This window comes from Halomonas sp. C10-5, assembly GCF_057169305.1.
Genome location: NZ_CP175665.1, coordinates 1,693,318 through 1,710,985, shown reverse-complemented (window position 1 = coordinate 1,710,985; position 17,668 = coordinate 1,693,318). Strand labels below are relative to the sequence as shown.

Annotated in this window: 19 protein-coding genes; 5 read left to right on the top strand and 14 right to left on the bottom strand. The window is 66.9% G+C overall.

All coding sequences use genetic code 11. From position 1 onward, the window contains the following. Positions 1 to 92 precede the first annotated feature (92 nt). Positions 93 to 776: a cytochrome b/b6 domain-containing protein gene (locus ACJ7IV_RS07970; protein ID WP_483866515.1), complete on the top strand. Its 684-nt coding sequence runs from the start codon at positions 93 to 95 to the stop codon at positions 774 to 776. Positions 777 to 847: 71 nt separating this feature from the next. Here ACJ7IV_RS07970 and ACJ7IV_RS07965 read toward each other — a convergent pair whose 3' ends face one another. From ACJ7IV_RS07965 to ACJ7IV_RS07945, 5 genes are all read right to left on the bottom strand, one after another. Then, positions 848 to 1,321: a c-type cytochrome gene (locus ACJ7IV_RS07965; RefSeq protein ID WP_483866514.1), complete on the bottom strand. Its 474-nt coding sequence runs from the start codon at positions 1,319 to 1,321 to the stop codon at positions 848 to 850. Between the two features lie 77 nt (positions 1,322 to 1,398). Next, positions 1,399 to 1,803, bottom strand: a complete 405-nt coding sequence (locus ACJ7IV_RS07960; RefSeq protein WP_483866513.1) for a DUF2069 domain-containing protein — start codon at positions 1,801 to 1,803, stop codon at positions 1,399 to 1,401. Further along, a complete protein-coding gene (wrbA, locus tag ACJ7IV_RS07955; RefSeq protein ID WP_232911593.1) occupies positions 1,800 to 2,423 on the bottom strand; it encodes an NAD(P)H:quinone oxidoreductase in 624 nt (207 codons plus the stop codon). Before wrbA ends, ACJ7IV_RS07960 begins: the two co-directional genes overlap by 4 nt. Before the next feature lie 35 nt (positions 2,424 to 2,458). Then, complete coding sequence (arsC, locus tag ACJ7IV_RS07950) at positions 2,459 to 2,806, bottom strand: arsenate reductase (glutaredoxin) (protein ID WP_483866512.1); 348 nt, start codon at positions 2,804 to 2,806, stop codon at positions 2,459 to 2,461. A 67-nt stretch (positions 2,807 to 2,873) separates the two neighbouring features. Continuing rightward, positions 2,874 to 3,317, bottom strand: coding sequence for a gamma-glutamylcyclotransferase family protein (locus ACJ7IV_RS07945; RefSeq protein ID WP_483866511.1), 444 nt, complete (start codon positions 3,315 to 3,317; stop codon positions 2,874 to 2,876). Between the two features lie 106 nt (positions 3,318 to 3,423). On the opposite strand from ACJ7IV_RS07945, the gene smrA reads away from it, so the two are divergent. Continuing rightward, on the top strand, positions 3,424 to 4,017 hold the full coding sequence (gene smrA / locus ACJ7IV_RS07940; RefSeq protein WP_483866510.1) for a DNA endonuclease SmrA: 594 nt from the start codon (positions 3,424 to 3,426) through the stop codon (positions 4,015 to 4,017). On the opposite strand, the gene ACJ7IV_RS07935 is transcribed toward smrA, so the two are convergent. The 4 genes from ACJ7IV_RS07935 to metH form a co-directional block, all read right to left on the bottom strand. Next, complete coding sequence (locus tag ACJ7IV_RS07935; RefSeq protein WP_483866509.1) at positions 4,014 to 4,556, bottom strand: DUF934 domain-containing protein; 543 nt, start codon at positions 4,554 to 4,556, stop codon at positions 4,014 to 4,016. The genes smrA and ACJ7IV_RS07935 overlap by 4 nt on opposite strands. Further along, positions 4,549 to 6,201 (bottom strand): nitrite/sulfite reductase, encoded by a 1,653-nt coding sequence (locus ACJ7IV_RS07930; protein WP_483866508.1) that lies wholly within the window; start codon positions 6,199 to 6,201, stop codon positions 4,549 to 4,551. Before ACJ7IV_RS07930 ends, ACJ7IV_RS07935 begins: the two co-directional genes overlap by 8 nt. A 120-nt stretch (positions 6,202 to 6,321) precedes the next feature. Beyond that, positions 6,322 to 7,650, bottom strand: a complete 1,329-nt coding sequence (locus ACJ7IV_RS07925) for an MATE family efflux transporter (protein ID WP_483866507.1) — start codon at positions 7,648 to 7,650, stop codon at positions 6,322 to 6,324. A 52-nt stretch (positions 7,651 to 7,702) separates the two neighbouring features. Next, positions 7,703 to 11,410, bottom strand: coding sequence for a methionine synthase (gene metH / locus ACJ7IV_RS07920; protein ID WP_483866506.1), 3,708 nt, complete (start codon positions 11,408 to 11,410; stop codon positions 7,703 to 7,705). A 267-nt stretch (positions 11,411 to 11,677) separates the two neighbouring features. Between metH and nfuA the strand changes: the two genes are divergently transcribed. Beyond that, complete coding sequence (nfuA, locus tag ACJ7IV_RS07915; protein ID WP_232911604.1) at positions 11,678 to 12,268, top strand: Fe-S biogenesis protein NfuA; 591 nt, start codon at positions 11,678 to 11,680, stop codon at positions 12,266 to 12,268. A gap of 121 nt (positions 12,269 to 12,389) precedes the next feature. Here nfuA and ACJ7IV_RS07910 read toward each other — a convergent pair whose 3' ends face one another. Continuing rightward, complete coding sequence (locus ACJ7IV_RS07910) at positions 12,390 to 13,433, bottom strand: DNA-binding protein (protein WP_483866505.1); 1,044 nt, start codon at positions 13,431 to 13,433, stop codon at positions 12,390 to 12,392. Positions 13,434 to 13,745: 312 nt separating this feature from the next. On the opposite strand from ACJ7IV_RS07910, the gene ACJ7IV_RS07905 reads away from it, so the two are divergent. Next, complete coding sequence (locus ACJ7IV_RS07905; protein ID WP_483866562.1) at positions 13,746 to 14,888, top strand: tyrosine-type recombinase/integrase; 1,143 nt, start codon at positions 13,746 to 13,748, stop codon at positions 14,886 to 14,888. A 28-nt stretch (positions 14,889 to 14,916) separates the two neighbouring features. After that, positions 14,917 to 15,342: a SufE family protein gene (locus ACJ7IV_RS07900; RefSeq protein ID WP_232911608.1), complete on the top strand. Its 426-nt coding sequence runs from the start codon at positions 14,917 to 14,919 to the stop codon at positions 15,340 to 15,342. Between the two features lie 3 nt (positions 15,343 to 15,345). On the opposite strand, the gene yidD is transcribed toward ACJ7IV_RS07900, so the two are convergent. From yidD to ACJ7IV_RS07880, 4 genes are all read right to left on the bottom strand, one after another. Beyond that, on the bottom strand, positions 15,346 to 15,699 hold the full coding sequence (gene yidD / locus ACJ7IV_RS07895; RefSeq protein WP_483866504.1) for a membrane protein insertion efficiency factor YidD: 354 nt from the start codon (positions 15,697 to 15,699) through the stop codon (positions 15,346 to 15,348). After that, entirely contained in the window at positions 15,699 to 16,139 is a 441-nt protein-coding gene (hisI, locus tag ACJ7IV_RS07890) for a phosphoribosyl-AMP cyclohydrolase (RefSeq protein ID WP_483866503.1), read from the bottom strand. The genes yidD and hisI overlap by 1 nt, the downstream gene beginning before the upstream one ends. A 39-nt stretch (positions 16,140 to 16,178) precedes the next feature. Beyond that, a complete protein-coding gene (locus tag ACJ7IV_RS07885; protein ID WP_161432131.1) occupies positions 16,179 to 16,625 on the bottom strand; it encodes a Fur family transcriptional regulator in 447 nt (148 codons plus the stop codon). 65 nt (positions 16,626 to 16,690) lie between these two features. Next, positions 16,691 to 17,665, bottom strand: a complete 975-nt coding sequence (locus ACJ7IV_RS07880) for an alpha-L-glutamate ligase-like protein (RefSeq protein WP_483866502.1) — start codon at positions 17,663 to 17,665, stop codon at positions 16,691 to 16,693. Positions 17,666 to 17,668: the final 3 nt, after the last annotated feature.

The following is a 17,668-nucleotide window of genomic DNA, read 5'->3' as shown; positions in this document are numbered from 1 at the left end:
GCGGTGGTTGGCAGCGATGCCCATGGTAAGACAGATCCACCAATTTGGCAGCTGTCGACAAGATTCGCGACTGATTAATGCACGGAGGCAAGATGACTCGACTACTGGTCTGGGATATCCCGGTTCGACTCTTTCACTGGTCCCTGGTCGCCCTGGTGGGCCTCTCCTTCTACACCATGAAGACCGAGGGCGTCCCTTTCGTCTTTCCGGTCGAGATCCATGCCCGCGCTGGCTACCTGCTGCTGGGACTGCTGCTGTTTCGCTGGCTGTGGGGGCTGCTGGGCAGTCCTCATGCGCGCTTCGCCAGTTTCCTGCGCTCCCCCAGCAGCATGATCGACTATGGCCGGCGCCTACTCGGCGGCAGGCCGCCCGCGTTCGCCGGCCATAACCCCCTGGGCGGCGCCATGGTCCTGGTCATGTTGCTGTCACTGTCGTTCCAGGCGGTCAGCGGCCTGTTCATGACCGACGATATCTTCTTCAAGGCGCCGCTGAACGTCTGGGTGGCCGGCGATACCGTCGATATCCTCATAGCACTCCATCACCTCAACGCCAACCTGCTGGTGGTGCTGATCACCGGGCACCTGTTGGCGCTGGTGGTGCATCGCGTGAAGGGAGAGCGGCTGGTGGGCGCCATGATCACCGGGCGCAAGACACTGGCGCGCCGCCCCGAGGATGAACCCGACGCTGGCCTCAAGCGTCGCGCGGCGAGCCTGTGGCTGGCCCTGGCCTTGATCGTGCTCTGCGCCCTGCCGGTGATCTGGCTGTGGTACGCGTGAGCCGAATGCGCGACGGGGCGGCCTGAAGGCCGCCCCGTCGCATTTACATCCAGGATGGTGTCTGAGTATGACTACTCGGCACGGAAATCGTCGTGACACCCCTTGCAGCTGTTGCCCACGACGCCGACCTGGCGGCGCAAGGCGTTGAACTCCTCGCCGTCCTCGACCATCTGGGCCAGGGTGGCGGCCTCCTGCTTCAAGGTCTCCTGCTTCTCCTCGAAGCCTTCCCAGTCGTCGGCGATCTTGGCCAGGGCGTCGGTCTCGGCATCGTGGTCGTCGCCCTGCAGGGTGCCTTCCATGAATCCTTCCCAGGGCAGGTGGGCAACGGCTGCCAGGTTGTTCGCCCGGGTGGCGAACTCTTCCGCGTCATACTCGATATCGCCCTGGGCCATGTCGCCCATGGGGCCCAGCTGCCAGGCCATCACTCGCAGGGCCGACTGGCGATAATCGATGGCATCCTCGGGCTCTGCGGCCTGGGCGGCAAGCGGCAGTGCAAGCGCGGCCGACAGGCCGAGGGCGATAAGGGGACGGAACGTCACGGTCATCACGAGCTCCTTTCGTCAGTATTGGCTCAATCGGCTTGATATGAATCAAGCCGCTTCAAGCCTAGCACGCCCACGGCTCAGCTGCTGTGGGCGTCGTGTCGCATCTGCCGGCTGCGAAAGCGTGCATAGCCGGTACAGCCGACAAACAGTGCCAGTGATACCACCGCCTCGACCACGCCACGCACGCCCTGCCCGGGAAGCGTGGCGACCATCACGCCCTGGGCGAAGTAGAGGAGACTGACGAAGGCCAGCCAGGCATGGCCACGGGGGCGACGGCCGATCAGCGACGGCAGGAAGAGCACCAGCGGCAGCACGAAGGCGACGATGGGCACCAGTGGGCCGGTGTCGCCCTCTATCTGCATGCCACGATAGACCATCATGGCCATCAGCGCGGCGTAGCTGCCGAGCACCAGCCAACGCATCTTGGCGGTCAGGACATCGAGCCCCCTGTCCTTCTCCATCCGCTCCAGTGCGGCCCTCATGAGTGACTCTCCTGCAGCGTGGACAGCGCCAGGGCTAGGCGAGCCAGCCGGCGTCCCTGGGCGTACGCCAGGCTTCGCTCATGCTCATCGAGGGGCAGGTCGCTGCGTTTACCAGCCAGGTGGCTGGCACCATAGGGCGTACCCCCGCTGGTGGTCTCCATCAGCTCGGTCTCGCTGTAGGGCAGGCCGGCATAGACCATGCCGTGGTGCAGCAGCGGCACCAGCATGGTCAGCAGCGTCGCCTCCTGGCCACCATGCAGGCTCGAGGTCGAGGTGAAGGCGGTGGCCGGCTTGTCGATCAGCGCGCCCCCCAGCCATAGCTCGCTGGTCCCGTCCAGGAAGTGCTTGAGGGGCGCCGCCATGTTGCCAAAGCGAGTGGGGCTACCGATGGCCAGGCCGGCGCAGTGGCGCAGGTCATCCAGGCTGGCGTAGACCGCCCCCTCGGCGGGAATCTCGGGGTCCACCGCCTCGCAGGTGGCGGAGACCGGCGGTACGGTGCGCAGGCGTGCCTCGACACCACGCAGGGACTCCACGCCGGCAGCGAGGCGCTCGGCCATGGCGCGGGTGGCGCCGTGCCGGGAGTAGTAGAGGATCAGCACGTAGGGCAGGGAAGCGCTCATCTAAGCTCCAGATAGCGGGGGATTGAAAGGGAAGCTCACGCCAGCAGCGCAAGGATATCCTCGGGAGGGCGACCGATCACGGCCCGCTGGCCATCGTCGGCAATCGGCCGCTCCATGACCCTCGGGTGGGCGAGGAGCGCCCGGATCACCTGCTCCGGGTCACTGGCATCGGCGGCAAGGGCCTTCCATTCGGCCTCCTTGGTGCGCACCAGGCGCTCCACATCGCCTTCCAGCCGGTCGATCAGTGCGCGCAGTTCTGCCTCGTCCAGGGGCTCGTCAAGATAGCGGCGCACCGCGACCTCGACACCACGCTCCTCGAGCAGGGCCAGGGCCTGGCGTGACTTCGAGCAGCGCGGGTTGTGCAGCAGGGTAATCCGGGTCATGGGGTTCCTCGACAAGATGGCCAATTGGCGTCGGTTCGCGGCATTGTAGCAAGGGCGACGGGGTGGCTCACGGGGATGCCGGCGCCGGCGACGCCTCGGGCAGGCGGCGATAGACCCAGGCCTCGCTGCCATCGGCGAGGGGCAGACGCACCCGCTCGTAGCGAATGCCCAGGCGCTCGTAGCGGTCGAGTCTGGCAAGCTCCTCGGCGGTAACGGTCAATACCTCGCCCGGCACTTGCTCGCCGGGCGCCGGCTCGAGGTCTAGTCCGCTCCGTCGCCAGTCCTCGAGGTGTGCGGGACGGGTCTCGACCCGGTCGCCGATCACGATCCAGCGCACCGGTGGCACGCGCAGGGTGCCATAGACGAAGACCTCATGGGGGCCCTCGCCGATGGGATCCAGATGGTCGGGGCGCTCGTAGGTGAAGGGGCTCAGCATGGTCAGCCACAGCCAGCCAGCGACTGCCAGGGGGGTGCCGATAAGGGTGGTGGTCAGCAGGTGTCGGAGTCGCATGGAGGTCTCGCCGTTGCGGTCGCCCCATCCTGCCATGCCCCGGCGTCGCGACGCGAGGTTGGGCTCTGCTAGGATGGCCTTTCCCATGACGATGGAGGGCTGAACCATGAACCCGACGGCACGCAATGACCTCGATTTCCAGGCGCTGATGGGGGATGTACGCCCGCTGACCCGGGGCAGGGATCGCGCCGATACCGGCCGTTCTGCGCGTTCGCCCAGCGAGGCACAGCTGGCTCGTCGCGAGAGTGCCGCCGCCGAGCTGGAAGGTCACGGCTTCCTCTCCGACGACTTCGTCGACCTGGTGCCGCCCTTCGACCCCCTCGACTATCGCCGCGACGGTATCCAGCAGGGCGTGGCGGATCGCCTGCGCCACGGTGGCTATGCCGCCCAGGCGCGGCTGCACCTGCTGCGCCGTCCGCTGGAGGAGTGCCGGCGCAGCCTGCCGCCCTTCATCCACGAGGCCTACGCCCATGACCTGCGCTCGGTGCTGATCGTGCATGGCCGCGGCCAGGCCATCGACAGTCCGCCCAACGTGCTGCGCTCCTACCTTGCCAAGTGGCTCACGCAGTTTCTCGAGGTGCAGGCCTTCGTCTCCGCCCAGCCCGCCGACGGCGGCTTGGGCGCCACCTGGGTGTTGCTGCGCAAGAGCGAACGCGCCCGCGCCGATAACCGCGAACGCCAACAGAAACGGCGAGGTTAGGCGAAGGCTGGCTCGCGCATGGCCTGGCTCCGTTCGCGCTCGCGGCGCCGGAACAGCGGCTCGGGCTGGTCCACCGCCGGCTGGTAGGCGCGGCTGAAGACGTTCAGGTTGCGCAGGGCGTCCTCCAGCCACTGGTCCTCGCGCAGCGAGAAGCCGTCAAAGCCGCAACGGCGCATGAAGAAGAGCTGGTCGACCAGCACATCGCCGATGGCGCGGATCTCGCCCCGATAGCCGTGACGCTCGCGCAGCAGCCGCGCCAGGCTGTAGCCGCGACCGTCGGTGAACTTCGGGAAGTCGATGGCGACCAGCGGCGCCGCGGCGAGGCGTGCGGCCAGGGCGTCATCGAGCTCGGTATCGGCGGCAAGCCAGGGAGCGCGCCCCTCGACAGGCTCGCCCTCGAGCCACTCGTCGAGCGGCACGATGGCCGGCGTTCCATCCACCGGCTGGCCCTCGCGGATCAGCTGCCAGTCATCGACGGCCGGCTGGCCGCGGAAAAGATAGGGGCGTTGGCTTGCGGAGTGGGGGGCCTGATCAGGCATAGACGCGCTCCTTGAAGGGCTTGAGACCGATGCGACGATAGGTGTCGAGGAAGGTCTCGTCGTCGCTGCGCTCGCTGACGTAGACCTTGAGCAGGGTGTCGATGACCCCGGGGACCGCCTCGCGGCTGAAGGAGGGGCCGAGGATCTTGCCCAGCGATGCCGCATTGCCCTGGGCGCCGCCGAGCGAGATCTGATACCACTCCTCGCCTTTCTTGTCGACGCCGAGGATGCCGATGTGACCGACATGGTGATGGCCACAGGCGTTCATGCAGCCGGAGATATTGAGCTCCAGCGGGCCCAGGTCGTAGAGGAAGTCCAGGTCCTCGAAGCGTTCCTGGATGGCCTGGGCCACCGGGATCGACTTGGCGTTGGCCAGGGCGCAGTAGTCACCCCCGGGGCAGCAGATCAGGTCGGCCAGGGTGCCCACCGTGGGATTGGCCAGGCCCAGTGCCTCGAGCTCGTGCCACAGCGCCTCCAGGCGATCCATGGGCACATCGGAGAGCACCAGGTTCTGCTCATGGGTGACGCGCAGCTCGCCGAAGCTATACTCGTCGGCGAGATCCGCGATCTGGTGCATCTGCTCGGCGGTGACGTCGCCGGGCGAGTGGCCGCTGCGCTTCAGGGAGAGGGTAACCGACGCGTAGCCGGGCACCTTGTGACCGTGGACGTTGTTGGTCATGAAGCGGCCGAAGGCGCGATTCTTGCCGCGCAACGCCTCGATAGCGGCGATGGCCTCGTTGGTAACGGGGCGCCGCTCGGGGTCGACGAAGTGAGCCGCCACCCGTTCGACGCTCTCCCGGGTCAGGGTCTGGGGGCCATCCTTGAGATGGGCCCACTCCTCCTCGACGCGGCGGCGGAACTCCTCGACGCCCAGGGCCTTGACCAGGATCTTGATGCGCGCCTTGAACTTGTTGTCGCGGCGGCCGAACTGGTTGTAGACCCGAACCAGCGCCTCGAGGTAGGTGAGCAGGTGCTGCCAGGGCAGGTCGTCGCGGACCACCTCGCCGATCATCGGCGTGCGGCCGAGGCCACCGCCGGCCAGCACCCTGACGCGCACTTCGCCCTGGGCGTCCCTCCACAGCCGCAGGCCCACGTCGTGGACCTGGATCGCGGCGCGATCCTCGGCGGCACCGGTCACCGCGATCTTGAACTTGCGTGGCAGGTAGGCGAACTCGGGGTGGAAGGTGGACCACTGGCGGATCAGCTCGCACCAGGGGCGCGGGTCGACCTCCTCGTCCTCGGCGACGCCGGCGAACTGGTCGGTGGTGGTGTTGCGGATGTCGTTGCCGCTGGTCTGGATGGCGTGCATCTGCACGCTGGCGAGCTCGGCCAGCATGTCCGGCACGCTCTCGAGCTTCGGCCAGTTGAGCTGCAGGTTGGTGCGGGTGGTGAAGTGCCCATAGCCACGGTCGTAGTCGCGGGCCAGGTCGCCCAGCTTGCGCAGCTGGTAGGCGGCCAGCATGCCGTAGGGGATGGCGATGCGCAGCATGGGAGCGTAGCGCTGGATATACAGGCCGTTCTGCACCCGCAGCGGCAGGAACTCCTCTTCGCTCAGGCGCCCGGCAAGATAGCGATCCATCTGGTCGCGGAACTGGGCCACGCGTTCGTTGACGAGGGTCTGGTCGTGGGAATCGTAGCGATACATTCAGCCATCCTGCTGCAGTGAAAGTGGCAGTGCCTGGCCATGCACGATACGCGGAGCACCATATTATTTAAAAGAATAAATATTCATAGTTTTTATACTTAAAGTAATTAGGGGGCATTCCTACACGCAGAGCCGCTGCCAGCGCCGACGCTGCCAGATCGCCGCAAACCACATCGAATTGAGGATGCGATAGGCGAGCTGTACCCACCAGATGCCCAGTAATCCCTGCTCGAACCAGACGCCTACCAGCCAGGCCAGCGGCAGGAAGAGCAGCCACTGCAGCGACAGGGTGGCGGTCATTACCGTGCGGTTGGCCCCGGCGCCGAGCAGTGCCTGGGCCAGCACCAGTGCCGCGGCATCGAGCACGATCATCAGCGCAGTCAGGCGCAGCGGCAGCCGTGCCAGCTCGATCAGGGCCAGGTCATGCAGGAAGAGCGAGAGGACGGCATCGGGAAACAGCGCCATGGGCAATGCGATGACCGCCAGGCAGAGCCAGGCGAGGTGCACCACCTCCCAGCCCCAGCGGTGGGCATCACCGTGCTCCTCGCGCCCCAGCGCCTGGCCCACTAGGCTCATGGCCGCCATGCCCAGCCCCACGCCGGGCAGGATCAGCAGCAGCGAGAGGTTCACCAGCACGTGTCCCACCGCCACGCTGGCGGTACCGACCTGGCCCAGTATCCAGAACAGTACCGCGTAGCCCGCCGCGAACCACAGCTGCTGGAAGGAGTGGGGGCCGGCCAGGCGGAGGGTGGTAAGGAAGGTGAAGCGGCGGGGCAGCCCGGCGAGGAAGCCGCTGGGCCGGGCGTGGCGCAGGCTGGCCACGGCCCACATCGCGAGTCCGATGAACAGCGACAGGGTAGTGCCGGCGCCGGCGCCGGCGGCGCCCATGGCGGGCAGCCCCAGGTAGCCGAAGATCAGACCCAGGCTCGCCATCACGTTGATGACATGCATCGCCAGGATGATGCGCAGGTAGAGGCCGGTCTGCTGGATGCCGTTCCAGTAGCCGCGAAAGCAGAAGATCATCGCCACGGCTACCAGCGACAGCACTCGCCAGCGGAAGTAGGCGACCGCCTCGGCGTTGACCCCGGGATCCTGGCTGATCAGCGCCATCAGCGCCGGTGCCTGCCACAGGCAGAGTGCCGTCACGGGCAACGAGAGCCCGACGGCGATGACCAGGCCGGCATTGAGTGGCATGGCCAGGCGCGTCCAGGCCTGCTCGCCGTGGCGCCGTGCGGTCTGGGCCTGCACGCCGGAGGAGAGTCCGAACACCAGGGCGGTGATCATGAACATCACATAGCCGCCGATACCCACGCCGGCCAGGGGCACCTCGCCCAGCGAGCCCACCATGGCGGCATCGATCAGGTTGATCAGGCTCTGGGAGAGCATGCCGGCGATGATCGGCAGGGCCAGGCGCAGGATGATGCGGCGACGTGTCGAGGGAGGCAGCATGGCGTTCCGCGGCAGGGGCTGGGTGCGGGCCGCCTGGGCGGCCCGCAGCGAGTCAGGCGGGGTCGTAGGAGAGCACCGGCGCCAGCCAGCGTTCCATCTCCTCGAGACTCATTCCCTTGCGCTCGGCCAGGGCCTCCACCTGGTCGCGGGTGATCTTGCCGGTGGAGAAGTATTTCGACTGCGGATGCGAGAAGTACCAGCCGGCCACGGCGGCCGCCGGCCACATGGCGAAGTTCTCGGTCAGGGTGATACCGGCTGCCTCGGTGGCCTCGAGCAGCCTGAACAGGGTGGGCTTCTCGGTGTGATCGGGGCAGGCTGGGTAACCCGGTGCCGGGCGGATGCCCTGGTACTTCTCGGCGATCAGGGCGTCGTTGTCTAGCGTCTCCTCGGGCACATAGCCCCAGAACTCCTTGCGTACCCGCTCATGGAGGCGCTCGGCGAAGGCCTCAGCCAGGCGGTCGGTGAGTGACTGCACCAGGATGGCGTTGTAGTCGTCGCCGGCGGCCTTGTACTGCTCGGCCAGCGCCTCCACCCCGTGTCCGGTGGTCACGGCGAAACCACCGATCCAGTCGGGCTTGCCGCTCTCCCTGGGCGCCACGAAGTCGGCCAGGCTATAGCAGATCCCGTCGCGGTTCTTGGTGGTCTGCTGGCGAATATGGTGCAGGCGCTCGATCACCGTCTCGCGGGACTCGTCGGCATACACCTCGATGACGTCGTCATCGACGCTGTTGGCGGGCCAGATCCCGATCACGCCGCGCGCCTCCACCAGCTTCTCGTCGATCAGCTTGCGCAGCATCGCCTGGGCGTCGTGGAACAGGCTGCGCGCCGCCTCGCCGACCTTGGCATCATCGAGGATCTTCGGGTACTTGCCGGCCAGCTGCCAGCTCATGAAGAAGGGCGTCCAGTCGATCCGCTCGACCATCTCCTCGAGGTCGTAGTCATCGAAGGAGAGCGTACCCGTCATGGCCGGCCGGGGCGGGGTGTAGGCGTTCCAGTCGAGGCGACACTTGCGCTCCCGGGCCTGGGCGTAGGTCAGGTCGGCGGCCTTGGGGCGACGCTTGGCGTTGCGTTCGCGAACCTTCTCGTACTCGGCGCTGATCTCCGCGACATAGTCCGGCTTGAGCGTCGGCGAGAGCAGCTTGCCGGCGACCCCCACGGCGCGGGAGGCATCGGAGACGTAGATCACCGGCTGTTGATACTGGGGCTCCACCTTGACGGCGGTGTGGGCCTTGGAGGTGGTGGCGCCGCCGATCAGCAGCGGAAGCTCGAACCCCTGGCGCTGCATCTCCTTGGCCACGTGGACCATCTCGTCCAGCGACGGCGTGATCAGCCCGGAAAGGCCGATGATATCGGCATTCTCCTCCCGGGCCGTCTGCAGGATCTTCTCCGCCGGCACCATCACGCCGAGGTCGACCACCTCGTAGTTGTTGCACTGCAGGACCACGCCGACGATATTCTTGCCGATGTCGTGGACATCGCCCTTGACCGTGGCCATGACGATCTTGCCCTTGGCCTGGGTGTCCTCGTTGAGGGCCTTCTCCGCCTCGATATAGGGGATCAGGTAGGCCACCGCCTGCTTCATGACTCGCGCCGACTTGACCACCTGAGGCAGGAACATCTTGCCGGCGCCGAACAGGTCGCCGACCACGTTCATGCCGTCCATCAGCGGCCCCTCGATCACCTCGATGGGGCGGGTGGCGCGCTGACGGGCCAGCTCGGTGTCCTCTTCGATGTAGGCGGTGATGCCCTTGACCAGGGCGTGCTCGATGCGCTTTTCCACCTCCCAGGAGCGCCACTCGAGGTCCTCCTTCCTGGCTGCGCCGCCGCCGTCACCCTTGTACTTCTCGGCGAGGTCCACCAGGCGTTCGGTGCTGTCGGCGCGACGATTCTGGACCACGTCCTCCACCGCCTCGCGCAGCTCCTCGGGAAGGTCGTCGTAGACCGCCAGCTGACCGGCGTTGACGATGCCCATGGTCAGCCCGGCGCGGATGGCGTGATAGAGGAATACCGAGTGGATCGCCTCGCGTACCGGATTGTTGCCGCGGAAGGAGAACGATACGTTGGAGACGCCACCCGAGACCATGGCGTGGGGCAGATGCTCACGGATCCAGCGGGTGGCCTCGATGAAGTCCACGGCGTAGTTGTCGTGCTCCTCGATGCCGGTGGCGATGGCGAAGATATTGGGGTCGAAGATGATGTCTTCCGGCGGGAAGTCGAGTTCGTCGACCAGGATCCGGTAGGCGCGCTGACAGATCTCGGTCTTGCGCGCGAAGGTATCCGCCTGGCCCGCCTCGTCGAAGGCCATCACCACCACGGCGGCGCCATGGCGACGACAGATGGTGGCCTGCTCGCGGAAGGCGTCCTCGCCCTCCTTCATGGAGATGGAGTTGACCACCGCCTTGCCCTGGATGCACTTGAGGCCCGCCTCGATGATCTCCCACTTTGAGGAGTCAACCATGATCGGCACCCGCGCGATGTCGGGCTCGCCGGCGATCAGGTTGAGGAAGCGCACCATCGCCTCCTGGGACTCGAGCATCCCCTCGTCCATGTTGATGTCGATGATCTGGGCACCGTTCTCCACCTGCTCGAGGGCCACCTCCAGGGCGGTGGTGTAGTCCTCGTCGACGATCAACCGCTTGAAGCGCGCCGAGCCGGTGACGTTGGTGCGCTCGCCGACGTTGACGAACAGCGAGTCGGGGCCGATGTTGAAGGGCTCCAGGCCTGACAGGCGGCAGGCCTGGGGAATGTCCGGCACCTGGCGCGGCGCCATGCCCTGGATGGCGCGATGGATGGCGGCAATATGGTCGGGGGTCGAGCCGCAGCAGCCGCCGATGATATTGACCAGGCCGCTTGAGGCGAATTCGGCAACGATGGCCGCCATCTCCTCCGGGGTCTGGTCATATTCACCGAACTCGTTGGGCAGGCCGGCGTTGGGGTGAGCCGAGACGAAGGTCTCCGCCTTGGTGGAGAGCTCCTCGATGTAGGGACGCAGTTCCGCGGCCCCCAGAGCACAGTTCAGGCCCACCGAGAGCGGCTTGGCGTGGCGCACCGAGTTCCAGAACGCCTCGGTGGTCTGGCCGGAGAGGGTGCGGCCAGAGGCGTCGGTGATGGTGCCGGAGATCATCACCGGCAGGCGCTCACCGCGTGCCTCGAACAGCTCCTCCAGGGCGTAGATCGCCGCCTTGGCATTGAGGGTGTCGAAGATGGTCTCGATCATGATCAGGTCGGCGCCACCCTCGATCAGCGCCTCGGCCGCCTCGTAGTAGTTCTCGCGCAGCGCATCGAAGGTGACGTTGCGCTTGGCCGGATCGTTGACGTCCGGGGAGAGCGAGGCGGTGCGCGAGGTGGGCCCGAGAACCCCGGCCACATAGCGGGGGATGCCGGTCTCGGCGCCCACCGCATCACACACCTCACGCGCCAGGCGCGCCGCCTCACGGTTGAGCTCGGGGACCTGCGCCTCCATGCCGTAGTCGGCCTGGGAGAGGCGCGTGCTGTTGAAGGTGTTGGTCTCGACGATGTCGGCGCCGGCCTCGAGATACTCGCGATGGATGCGCGTGACCAGGTCGGGGCAGGTGAGCACCAGCAGGTCGTTGTTGCCCTTGAGGTCCGAAGGCCAGTCGGCGAAGCGCTCCCCCCGGAATTCCTCCTCGGAGAGGCCGGCGTTCTGGAGCATGGTGCCCATGCCCCCATCGAGCATCAGGATGCGCTCGGCGAGATGTTCGATCAGGGTAGCGGTCTGGGCAGTGGGAACGGCGGCCATGGTGTGAATCGGTCTCCAGCGGGGTAGTGTCCGGGGGTCGCGGCCGCTGGGTGCCTCGGGGCATCTTCTGTGCAGCGGCCACTGTCAAGCCCGACATGGTACCAAACTGGCCGCGGCGGGGGCAGGTGGGTGCACAAAAACCCAGCAAATCAGTCGGGATTGTCTCGCCGCGTCCCGTGTCTTACCATTGGCAGCATCACTTTATCCGGTACGCGGCTACCACGCCGCTGCCGCGGACCGACAGCGACAGCTTCACAAGAGGGTGCCATGAGCGAACCGATCCAGATTACCGACAGTGCCCAGGACTACCTCGCCGAGCTGCTCGAGAAGCAGAACGTCGAGGGTATCGCGGTACGCATCTTCATCACCCAGCCGGGTACCCCCTATGCCGAGACCTGTCTGGCCTACTGCCGGCCCGGTGAGGAGGAACCGACCGACGAGAAGCTGGAGCTGCCCAAACTCGGCGTCTTCCTGGACAAGAACAGCCTGCCGTTCCTCGAGGAGGCGGTGGTCGACTTCAACGCCGACCGCATGGGCGGTCAGCTGACCATCAAGGCGCCCAACGCCAAGATGCCCAAGGTCAACGCCGACAGCCCGCTGGAGGATCGCGTCAACTACATCCTCTACAGCGAGATCAACCCCGGCCTCGCGGCTCATGGCGGCGAGATCAAGCTGGTCGAGCTGACCGGTGAGAACGTGGCCGTGCTGGCCTTCGGTGGTGGTTGCCAGGGTTGTGCGGCGGTGGACCTGACCCTCAAGGAGGGCGTCGAGCGCACCCTGATGGAGCGCATCCCGGAGCTGGGTGGTATCCGTGACGTCACCGACCATACCGACACCACCAACGCTTACTACCGCTAGGCGGGACCGACCGGGGCGCTGCCCGGGTCGACAGGAAGATAGGGCCAGCCGTGAGGCAGGCCCTGTGCCAACGCAAGGGCCCCACCGATCGGTGGGGCCCTTGTGCTTGCGTCCGGTGAGATCACTGGGCGTCGTCGGTGGGCTCGCGCTTCTCGCTGCTCTTCTCTTCATCATCGGTATCATCCTCCGCCTCGCTGCCCCTAGCCGTCGGCGTCTGCCACAGGCAGCGGTGCAGCTGCTCCTCCAGATGTCTCACCCGCTGGGTCTGGTCCTCCAGATGACGCTTCTGCTCGTCGATGCGGGCCTGCAGCAGCGCCTGCTCATGCTGACGAGTGTCCGCCAGCGACTCGGCCTGGCGCCGCGCCCAGTCGGTCTCGCGATGGCGCTTCTCCTCCTCGGCCAGCCGGGCACGCGCCTCCTGCAGCTGTGACTCCTGGCGGGCGAGGCGTTTCTCCAGCTGCTCCTCGCGGCCGGCCGCGGCCTTCTCCTGGGCCTGTCGCTCCTGACGCGCCTGGTCGAGCAGCGCCATCAGCCGTGTCTCGGCACTTTCGTGGCGCTGCTCCTCTCGCGTCAGCTTATCGCGATGCTCGGCTTCCCGGGCCTGCATGGCCTGCTGATGCTCGTCCGCCACCCGTGTCGCCTCATCCCGATGACGCTGCAGCAGGGACTCCGCCTCGGCCAGTCGCGTGGCGAGGCGCTGCTCGGCCTTGCGGAGGCTCTCGTTATCCGCCTGACGGGTGGCCAGCTCGGCGCTGAGCGTCTCGAGTCGCTGTTCTGTGCCGGCCAGGTGGCTGGCCAGTGCCGTTTCGCGCTGCCGGGCATCCTCGGCCTGGCGGTGGGCGTCGGCGGCAGCCTCACGGGCCTCCTCGATCTTGCGGTCCGCCTCTTCCCGATAGTGCGCCAGCGCTTGGTTGGCGCTCTCCTGGGCCTGGCGCCATAGCCCTTCGGCGAGCTCCTGCAGGGCAGCCGGCATGCCGCGAGGCGGGGGAACGTCACGGTTCTGCTCTCGCTGTTGCCGCCACTCGCGCAGGTGCTCGCTGATGGTGGTGAAGCTGCCGGTGCCAAGAATCTCGCGAATCTTCTGCACGCTGGGGGCGTCACCGCGGGTCAACAGTTCATCGATGGCTCGCTGCACGTCTTCGTAGGTCACGCCACTGCGCGCCATGGGTCTCTCCTCGGCAGGAAGGGGTGCGAGCTGGTGGATCTCGATGCCCCTCTGGGGGTGTTTTCCGGCGCAGCATAGCGGGGATTGTCGATAAATGGAAGATTATTACATTATACGTAAAGCGTAGAATACGATATGAAATGGAGAATAAAAGCAAGATTACGCGGCTTATCTTGCTTTTTATGGACCGTGAACGGGATACTGTCGAGCAAGGAGCAAGGAGCAAGGAGCAGTGCGGAGTGGGAGTGAGCAGTGCAAGGGACAGATAGCGAATTGCCGGTCGGCGTCGAGACGAGCCTTGTGGAGCGCCCAATGGCCGGGCAGGGCGGTTATATCGCGGCGCGCAGCGATGCCGAGGCGGTAGCCGAATGGCTGGCGGAGTATCGGGCCAGCCCGAGGACCCGGCGCGCCTATCGTCGCGAGGCCGAGCGCCTGCTGCTGTGGCTCGCCGAGCAGGACATGACGCTGAACCAGGTGAGACGCGACCATCTGGAGGGCTTCGAGGCATTCCTCGCCGACCCCCAACCTCGCTCGCGCTGGGTCGGGCCGCCGCGGCCTCGCCAGGCTGAGGACTGGCGCCCGTTTCGCGGCCCGCTGTCGCCGGCGAGCCGCCGCCAGAGCCTGGTGATCTTGCAGGGCATGTATGCCTGGCTGGCCGAGGCGGGGTGGGTAGCCCACAATCCCTTCCGGTTGATGCGCGACAAGCGGCGGCGCCTGGACAATCGTCATGGCGGCATCGAACGCTACCTGGAGGCACCGTTGTGGGAGTGGTTCTGGGGCTGGTTGACCGGCGCAGGCAGTCCAGCAGCTATGGAGGAGGGCGGCTCACCGCGAGAGCGTTACCAGCGCCACCGGCGCCGCTTCGTGTTCGGCTTCGCCTACCTGCTGGGCCCGCGCATCAGCGAGATGAGCGCGGCGCGCATGGGCGACTTCCAGCGGCGGGAGGGGCGCTGGTGGTGGAATGTCATCGGCAAGGGGGGCAAGACCGCCAGCATTCCGGTACCGCCCGACATGCTGACCCTGCTGACCGAGTGGCGTCTTGCCCTGGGCCTGAGCCCGGAACCCCAGCCGGACGATGCCACACCGTTGCTGCGTGCCCTGGATGGCAGGCGGGGCATCGGCGACAACCGCCTCTACCGGCTGATCCGCGAGACATTTCGCGAGGCCGCCGATGCCCTCGAGGAAGAGCAGGGGGAGGGCGCCCATGGCTGGGCGCTGTGCCTGCGCCAGGCGACCCCGCACTGGCTGCGCCATACGGCGCTGACCCATCAAGCCCAGGCCGGTGTCGAGCTGCGCTACCTCGCAGCCACGGCACGCCATTCGAGGCTGGATACCACGGCCCGCTACCTGCACGCCGAGGATGAGGCCTGGCACCGCCAACAGTCGCTGCATGGCCTTGCCGAGCGAAGAGAGGGGTGGCAGGGGGCGGACGCCGCCCGGGACGAGCCGGTATAATCGCCACAACGACCACGAAGGAGATCACATGACGATCGACACCACCGCCGAACAGGCGCAGCAGGAACTGATCGACGAGTTCGAGATGTTCGACAACTGGATGGATCGCTACCAGTACATCATCGATATGGGCAAGGCGCTGCCCGACTTCCCCGCGGAATGGATGCGCGACGAACTCAAGATCCAGGGCTGTCAGTCCAATGTCTGGATGCACCACGAACGCCGCGGCGAGGTGGTGCACTTCGACGCCATCTCCGATGCCGCCATCGTCTCGGGGCTGATCGCCGTGCTGATGCGGATCTACAACGATCGGCCGGCCGCCGAGATCCGTGATACCTCGCCGCACTTCCTCGCCGATCTGGGGCTCGACAAGCACCTCTCGCCGACGCGCAGCAATGGCCTCAACGCCATGCTCAAGCGCATCTACGAGGTGGCCGAGCAGGAAGCCGCCTGAGGCTCAGCGCACCCGCTCGTCATCCGCCGGCGGCCGGGGGCGAAAGTTCTCGTCGAGCTCGGGATCCTCGCGGCACAGCGCCTCGCTGGGGCCGCCGGGTACCGGGTCGATGCCGCCCTCGCAGCCGGGGTGGCAGCGCGCGATGCGACGGGCGGCCATCAGCCCACCCTTGAGCGGCCCGTGCACCCGGATCGCCTCCACGGCATAGCTGGAGCAGCTCGGCCAGTAGCGACAACGCGGCCCGAGCAGGGGGCTCAGGGTGACTTGGTAGAGCTTCACGAGGGCGATCATCAGCCAGGCAGTGCCCTGGCGCAACAGCCGCACCAGCTTGGCCAGCCAGGCCGCCAGGCAGGGCATCAGGCCTTGCCGTAGAGGGAATCGGGGTCGATCAACGGGGCGCTGGTGATGCGCGCCGCGTCCTTCTCAAGGGCCACATAGAAACAGCTGCGGCGTCCGCTATGGCAGGCCGGTCCGGTCTGGTCCACCTGCAGCAGCAGGGTGTCGCCATCGCAGTCCAGGGCGGCACTGACAAGGTGCTGCTGCTGGCCGGAACTCTCGCCCTTGCGCCACAGCTTGCCGCGGGAGCGCGACCAGTAGCAGACCCGGCCCGTGTGCAGCGTCTCTTCCAGCGCCTCGCGATTCATCCAGGCCATCATCAGCACCTCGCCGCTGTCATGCTGCTGGGCGATGGCCGGGATCAGGCCATCGGCATTGAAGCGGATGGCCGCAAGCACGTCGGCCAGCGCATGGCGGCTGTCGGCGGGGGCCCGTTCCAGGGCCTTGAAGGTGTCGGGCATGGGGATTCTCCGCAGGATCGGGGCTCTCGCAGGTTGGGCTCAGTCGTCGGTGGCGCAGCAGGCATCGCAGCGCCCCAGCAGCTCGATGGTCTGACGCTCCACCCGGAAGCCCAACTGGCGGGCACAGCCGGAGAGCTGGGCATTGACCTCATCCAGGTGCAACTCCTCGACACGCCCGCAGACGCGACAGATCAACAGCTGGAAGCCGTGGGAGTGCTCGGGGCAGGGGCAGGCGACATAGGCATTGAGCGACTCGATGCGATGCACCAGACCCTGGTCGATCAGGAACTCCAGGGCACGATACACCGTGGGCGGCCTGGCCGAGGCGTGCTCGGTCGCCAGGCGGTCGAGCAGGTCATAGGCCTTGAGACCCCCGGGGGCGTCGGCAATCATCTCGAGCACCCGGCGGCGAATGGGCGTGAAGCGTGCGCCGCTCTGCTGGCACTGCCGCTCCGCCTGGAGCAGCAGGTTACGGGATTCGGTCATGGGACCCGTCGGCTGTGGATTCTGCCGCCATTCTACGCGGCTGTGCGAGGGCGGGCCACCGAGGCTCAGGCCTCGGCGACAGCCTCGAGTTCGCTGCGCCGTGCGAAATGCTCGCGAGCGAAGGCCACCCGTGCTTCGGGCGACACGCCCTCGGGCTGCTTCTCGACCAGGTCGAGACGACGCCGGAGCCCCTCGCCATTGGCCATCTGGATCGCCAGCCCCGGGCGTGCATTGAGCTCGAGCAGCATGGGTCCCTGGTCGCGGTCGAGCACCATGTCGGTGCCCAGGTAGCCGAGGCCGGTCATCTCATAGCACCCGGCGGCGAGCAGCAGCAGGGTAGGCCAGTCGGGGATGGCCAGACTGGCCAGCTCATGGCCGGTATCGGGATGGTCGTGGCGGGTACGGTCGAACTGCACGCCGCGAATGGCGGTACCGGTGGCGATATCCAGACCCACCCCGACCGCCCCCTGGTGCAGGTTGGCCTTGCCGTCCGAGGCCGCGGTGGAGAGGCGCATCATCGCCATTACCGGATAGCCGCGGAAGACGATCACGCGGATATCCGGGACCCCCTCGTAGGTATATTCGGAGAGGCTCTCGTCGAAGTTGATCAGCGCCTCGGCCAGCGCCACGTCGGGAGCACCGCCCAGCGAGTAGAGGCCGGAGAGGATATTGGAGACGTGGCGCTCGACGTCCGGCAGCCGCATCCGGGCCCCGCTGGGCTTGATGAACTCGTCCCCCTCCACGCGTTCGATCACCAGGATGCCCTTGCCGCCACTGCCCTTGGCCGGCTTGATCACGAAGCCGTTGTGCCCGGCGAGCAGCTCGCCGATGTGCTTGACGCCGAACTGGGTGGTCACGGTGCCGATCAGCGCCGGGGTGGTGATGCCGAAGCGCTCGGCGAGCAGCTTGGTCTGCAGCTTGTCATCCACCAGCGGATAGAGGCGGCGGTTGTTGTAGCGCCCGATGTAGCGGATATTGCGCCGGTTCATGCCGATGATGCCCTTGGCGCGCAGCTTGCCGGGGGTCGTCCATTCACGCATGGC

What these genes read in the sequence shown, in the direction of transcription:
- ACJ7IV_RS07970 (WP_483866515.1), top strand. Translation starts at nt 93, where the DNA reads ATGACTCGACTACTGGTCTGGGATATCCCGGTTCGACTCTTTCACTGG.
- ACJ7IV_RS07965 (WP_483866514.1), bottom strand. Translation starts at nt 1,321, where the DNA reads ATGACCGTGACGTTCCGTCCCCTTATCGCCCTCGGCCTGTCGGCCGCG.
- ACJ7IV_RS07960 (WP_483866513.1), bottom strand. Translation starts at nt 1,803, where the DNA reads ATGAGGGCCGCACTGGAGCGGATGGAGAAGGACAGGGGGCTCGATGTC.
- wrbA (WP_232911593.1), bottom strand. Translation starts at nt 2,423, where the DNA reads ATGAGCGCTTCCCTGCCCTACGTGCTGATCCTCTACTACTCCCGGCAC.
- arsC (WP_483866512.1), bottom strand. Translation starts at nt 2,806, where the DNA reads ATGACCCGGATTACCCTGCTGCACAACCCGCGCTGCTCGAAGTCACGC.
- ACJ7IV_RS07945 (WP_483866511.1), bottom strand. Translation starts at nt 3,317, where the DNA reads ATGCGACTCCGACACCTGCTGACCACCACCCTTATCGGCACCCCCCTG.
- smrA (WP_483866510.1), top strand. Translation starts at nt 3,424, where the DNA reads ATGAACCCGACGGCACGCAATGACCTCGATTTCCAGGCGCTGATGGGG.
- ACJ7IV_RS07935 (WP_483866509.1), bottom strand. Translation starts at nt 4,556, where the DNA reads ATGCCTGATCAGGCCCCCCACTCCGCAAGCCAACGCCCCTATCTTTTC.
- ACJ7IV_RS07930 (WP_483866508.1), bottom strand. Translation starts at nt 6,201, where the DNA reads ATGTATCGCTACGATTCCCACGACCAGACCCTCGTCAACGAACGCGTG.
- ACJ7IV_RS07925 (WP_483866507.1), bottom strand. Translation starts at nt 7,650, where the DNA reads ATGCTGCCTCCCTCGACACGTCGCCGCATCATCCTGCGCCTGGCCCTG.
- metH (WP_483866506.1), bottom strand. Translation starts at nt 11,410, where the DNA reads ATGGCCGCCGTTCCCACTGCCCAGACCGCTACCCTGATCGAACATCTC.
- nfuA (WP_232911604.1), top strand. Translation starts at nt 11,678, where the DNA reads ATGAGCGAACCGATCCAGATTACCGACAGTGCCCAGGACTACCTCGCC.
- ACJ7IV_RS07910 (WP_483866505.1), bottom strand. Translation starts at nt 13,433, where the DNA reads ATGGCGCGCAGTGGCGTGACCTACGAAGACGTGCAGCGAGCCATCGAT.
- ACJ7IV_RS07905 (WP_483866562.1), top strand. Translation starts at nt 13,746, where the DNA reads ATGGCCGGGCAGGGCGGTTATATCGCGGCGCGCAGCGATGCCGAGGCG.
- ACJ7IV_RS07900 (WP_232911608.1), top strand. Translation starts at nt 14,917, where the DNA reads ATGACGATCGACACCACCGCCGAACAGGCGCAGCAGGAACTGATCGAC.
- yidD (WP_483866504.1), bottom strand. Translation starts at nt 15,699, where the DNA reads ATGCCCTGCCTGGCGGCCTGGCTGGCCAAGCTGGTGCGGCTGTTGCGC.
- hisI (WP_483866503.1), bottom strand. Translation starts at nt 16,139, where the DNA reads ATGCCCGACACCTTCAAGGCCCTGGAACGGGCCCCCGCCGACAGCCGC.
- ACJ7IV_RS07885 (WP_161432131.1), bottom strand. Translation starts at nt 16,625, where the DNA reads ATGACCGAATCCCGTAACCTGCTGCTCCAGGCGGAGCGGCAGTGCCAG.
- ACJ7IV_RS07880 (WP_483866502.1), bottom strand. Translation starts at nt 17,665, where the DNA reads ATGCGTGAATGGACGACCCCCGGCAAGCTGCGCGCCAAGGGCATCATC.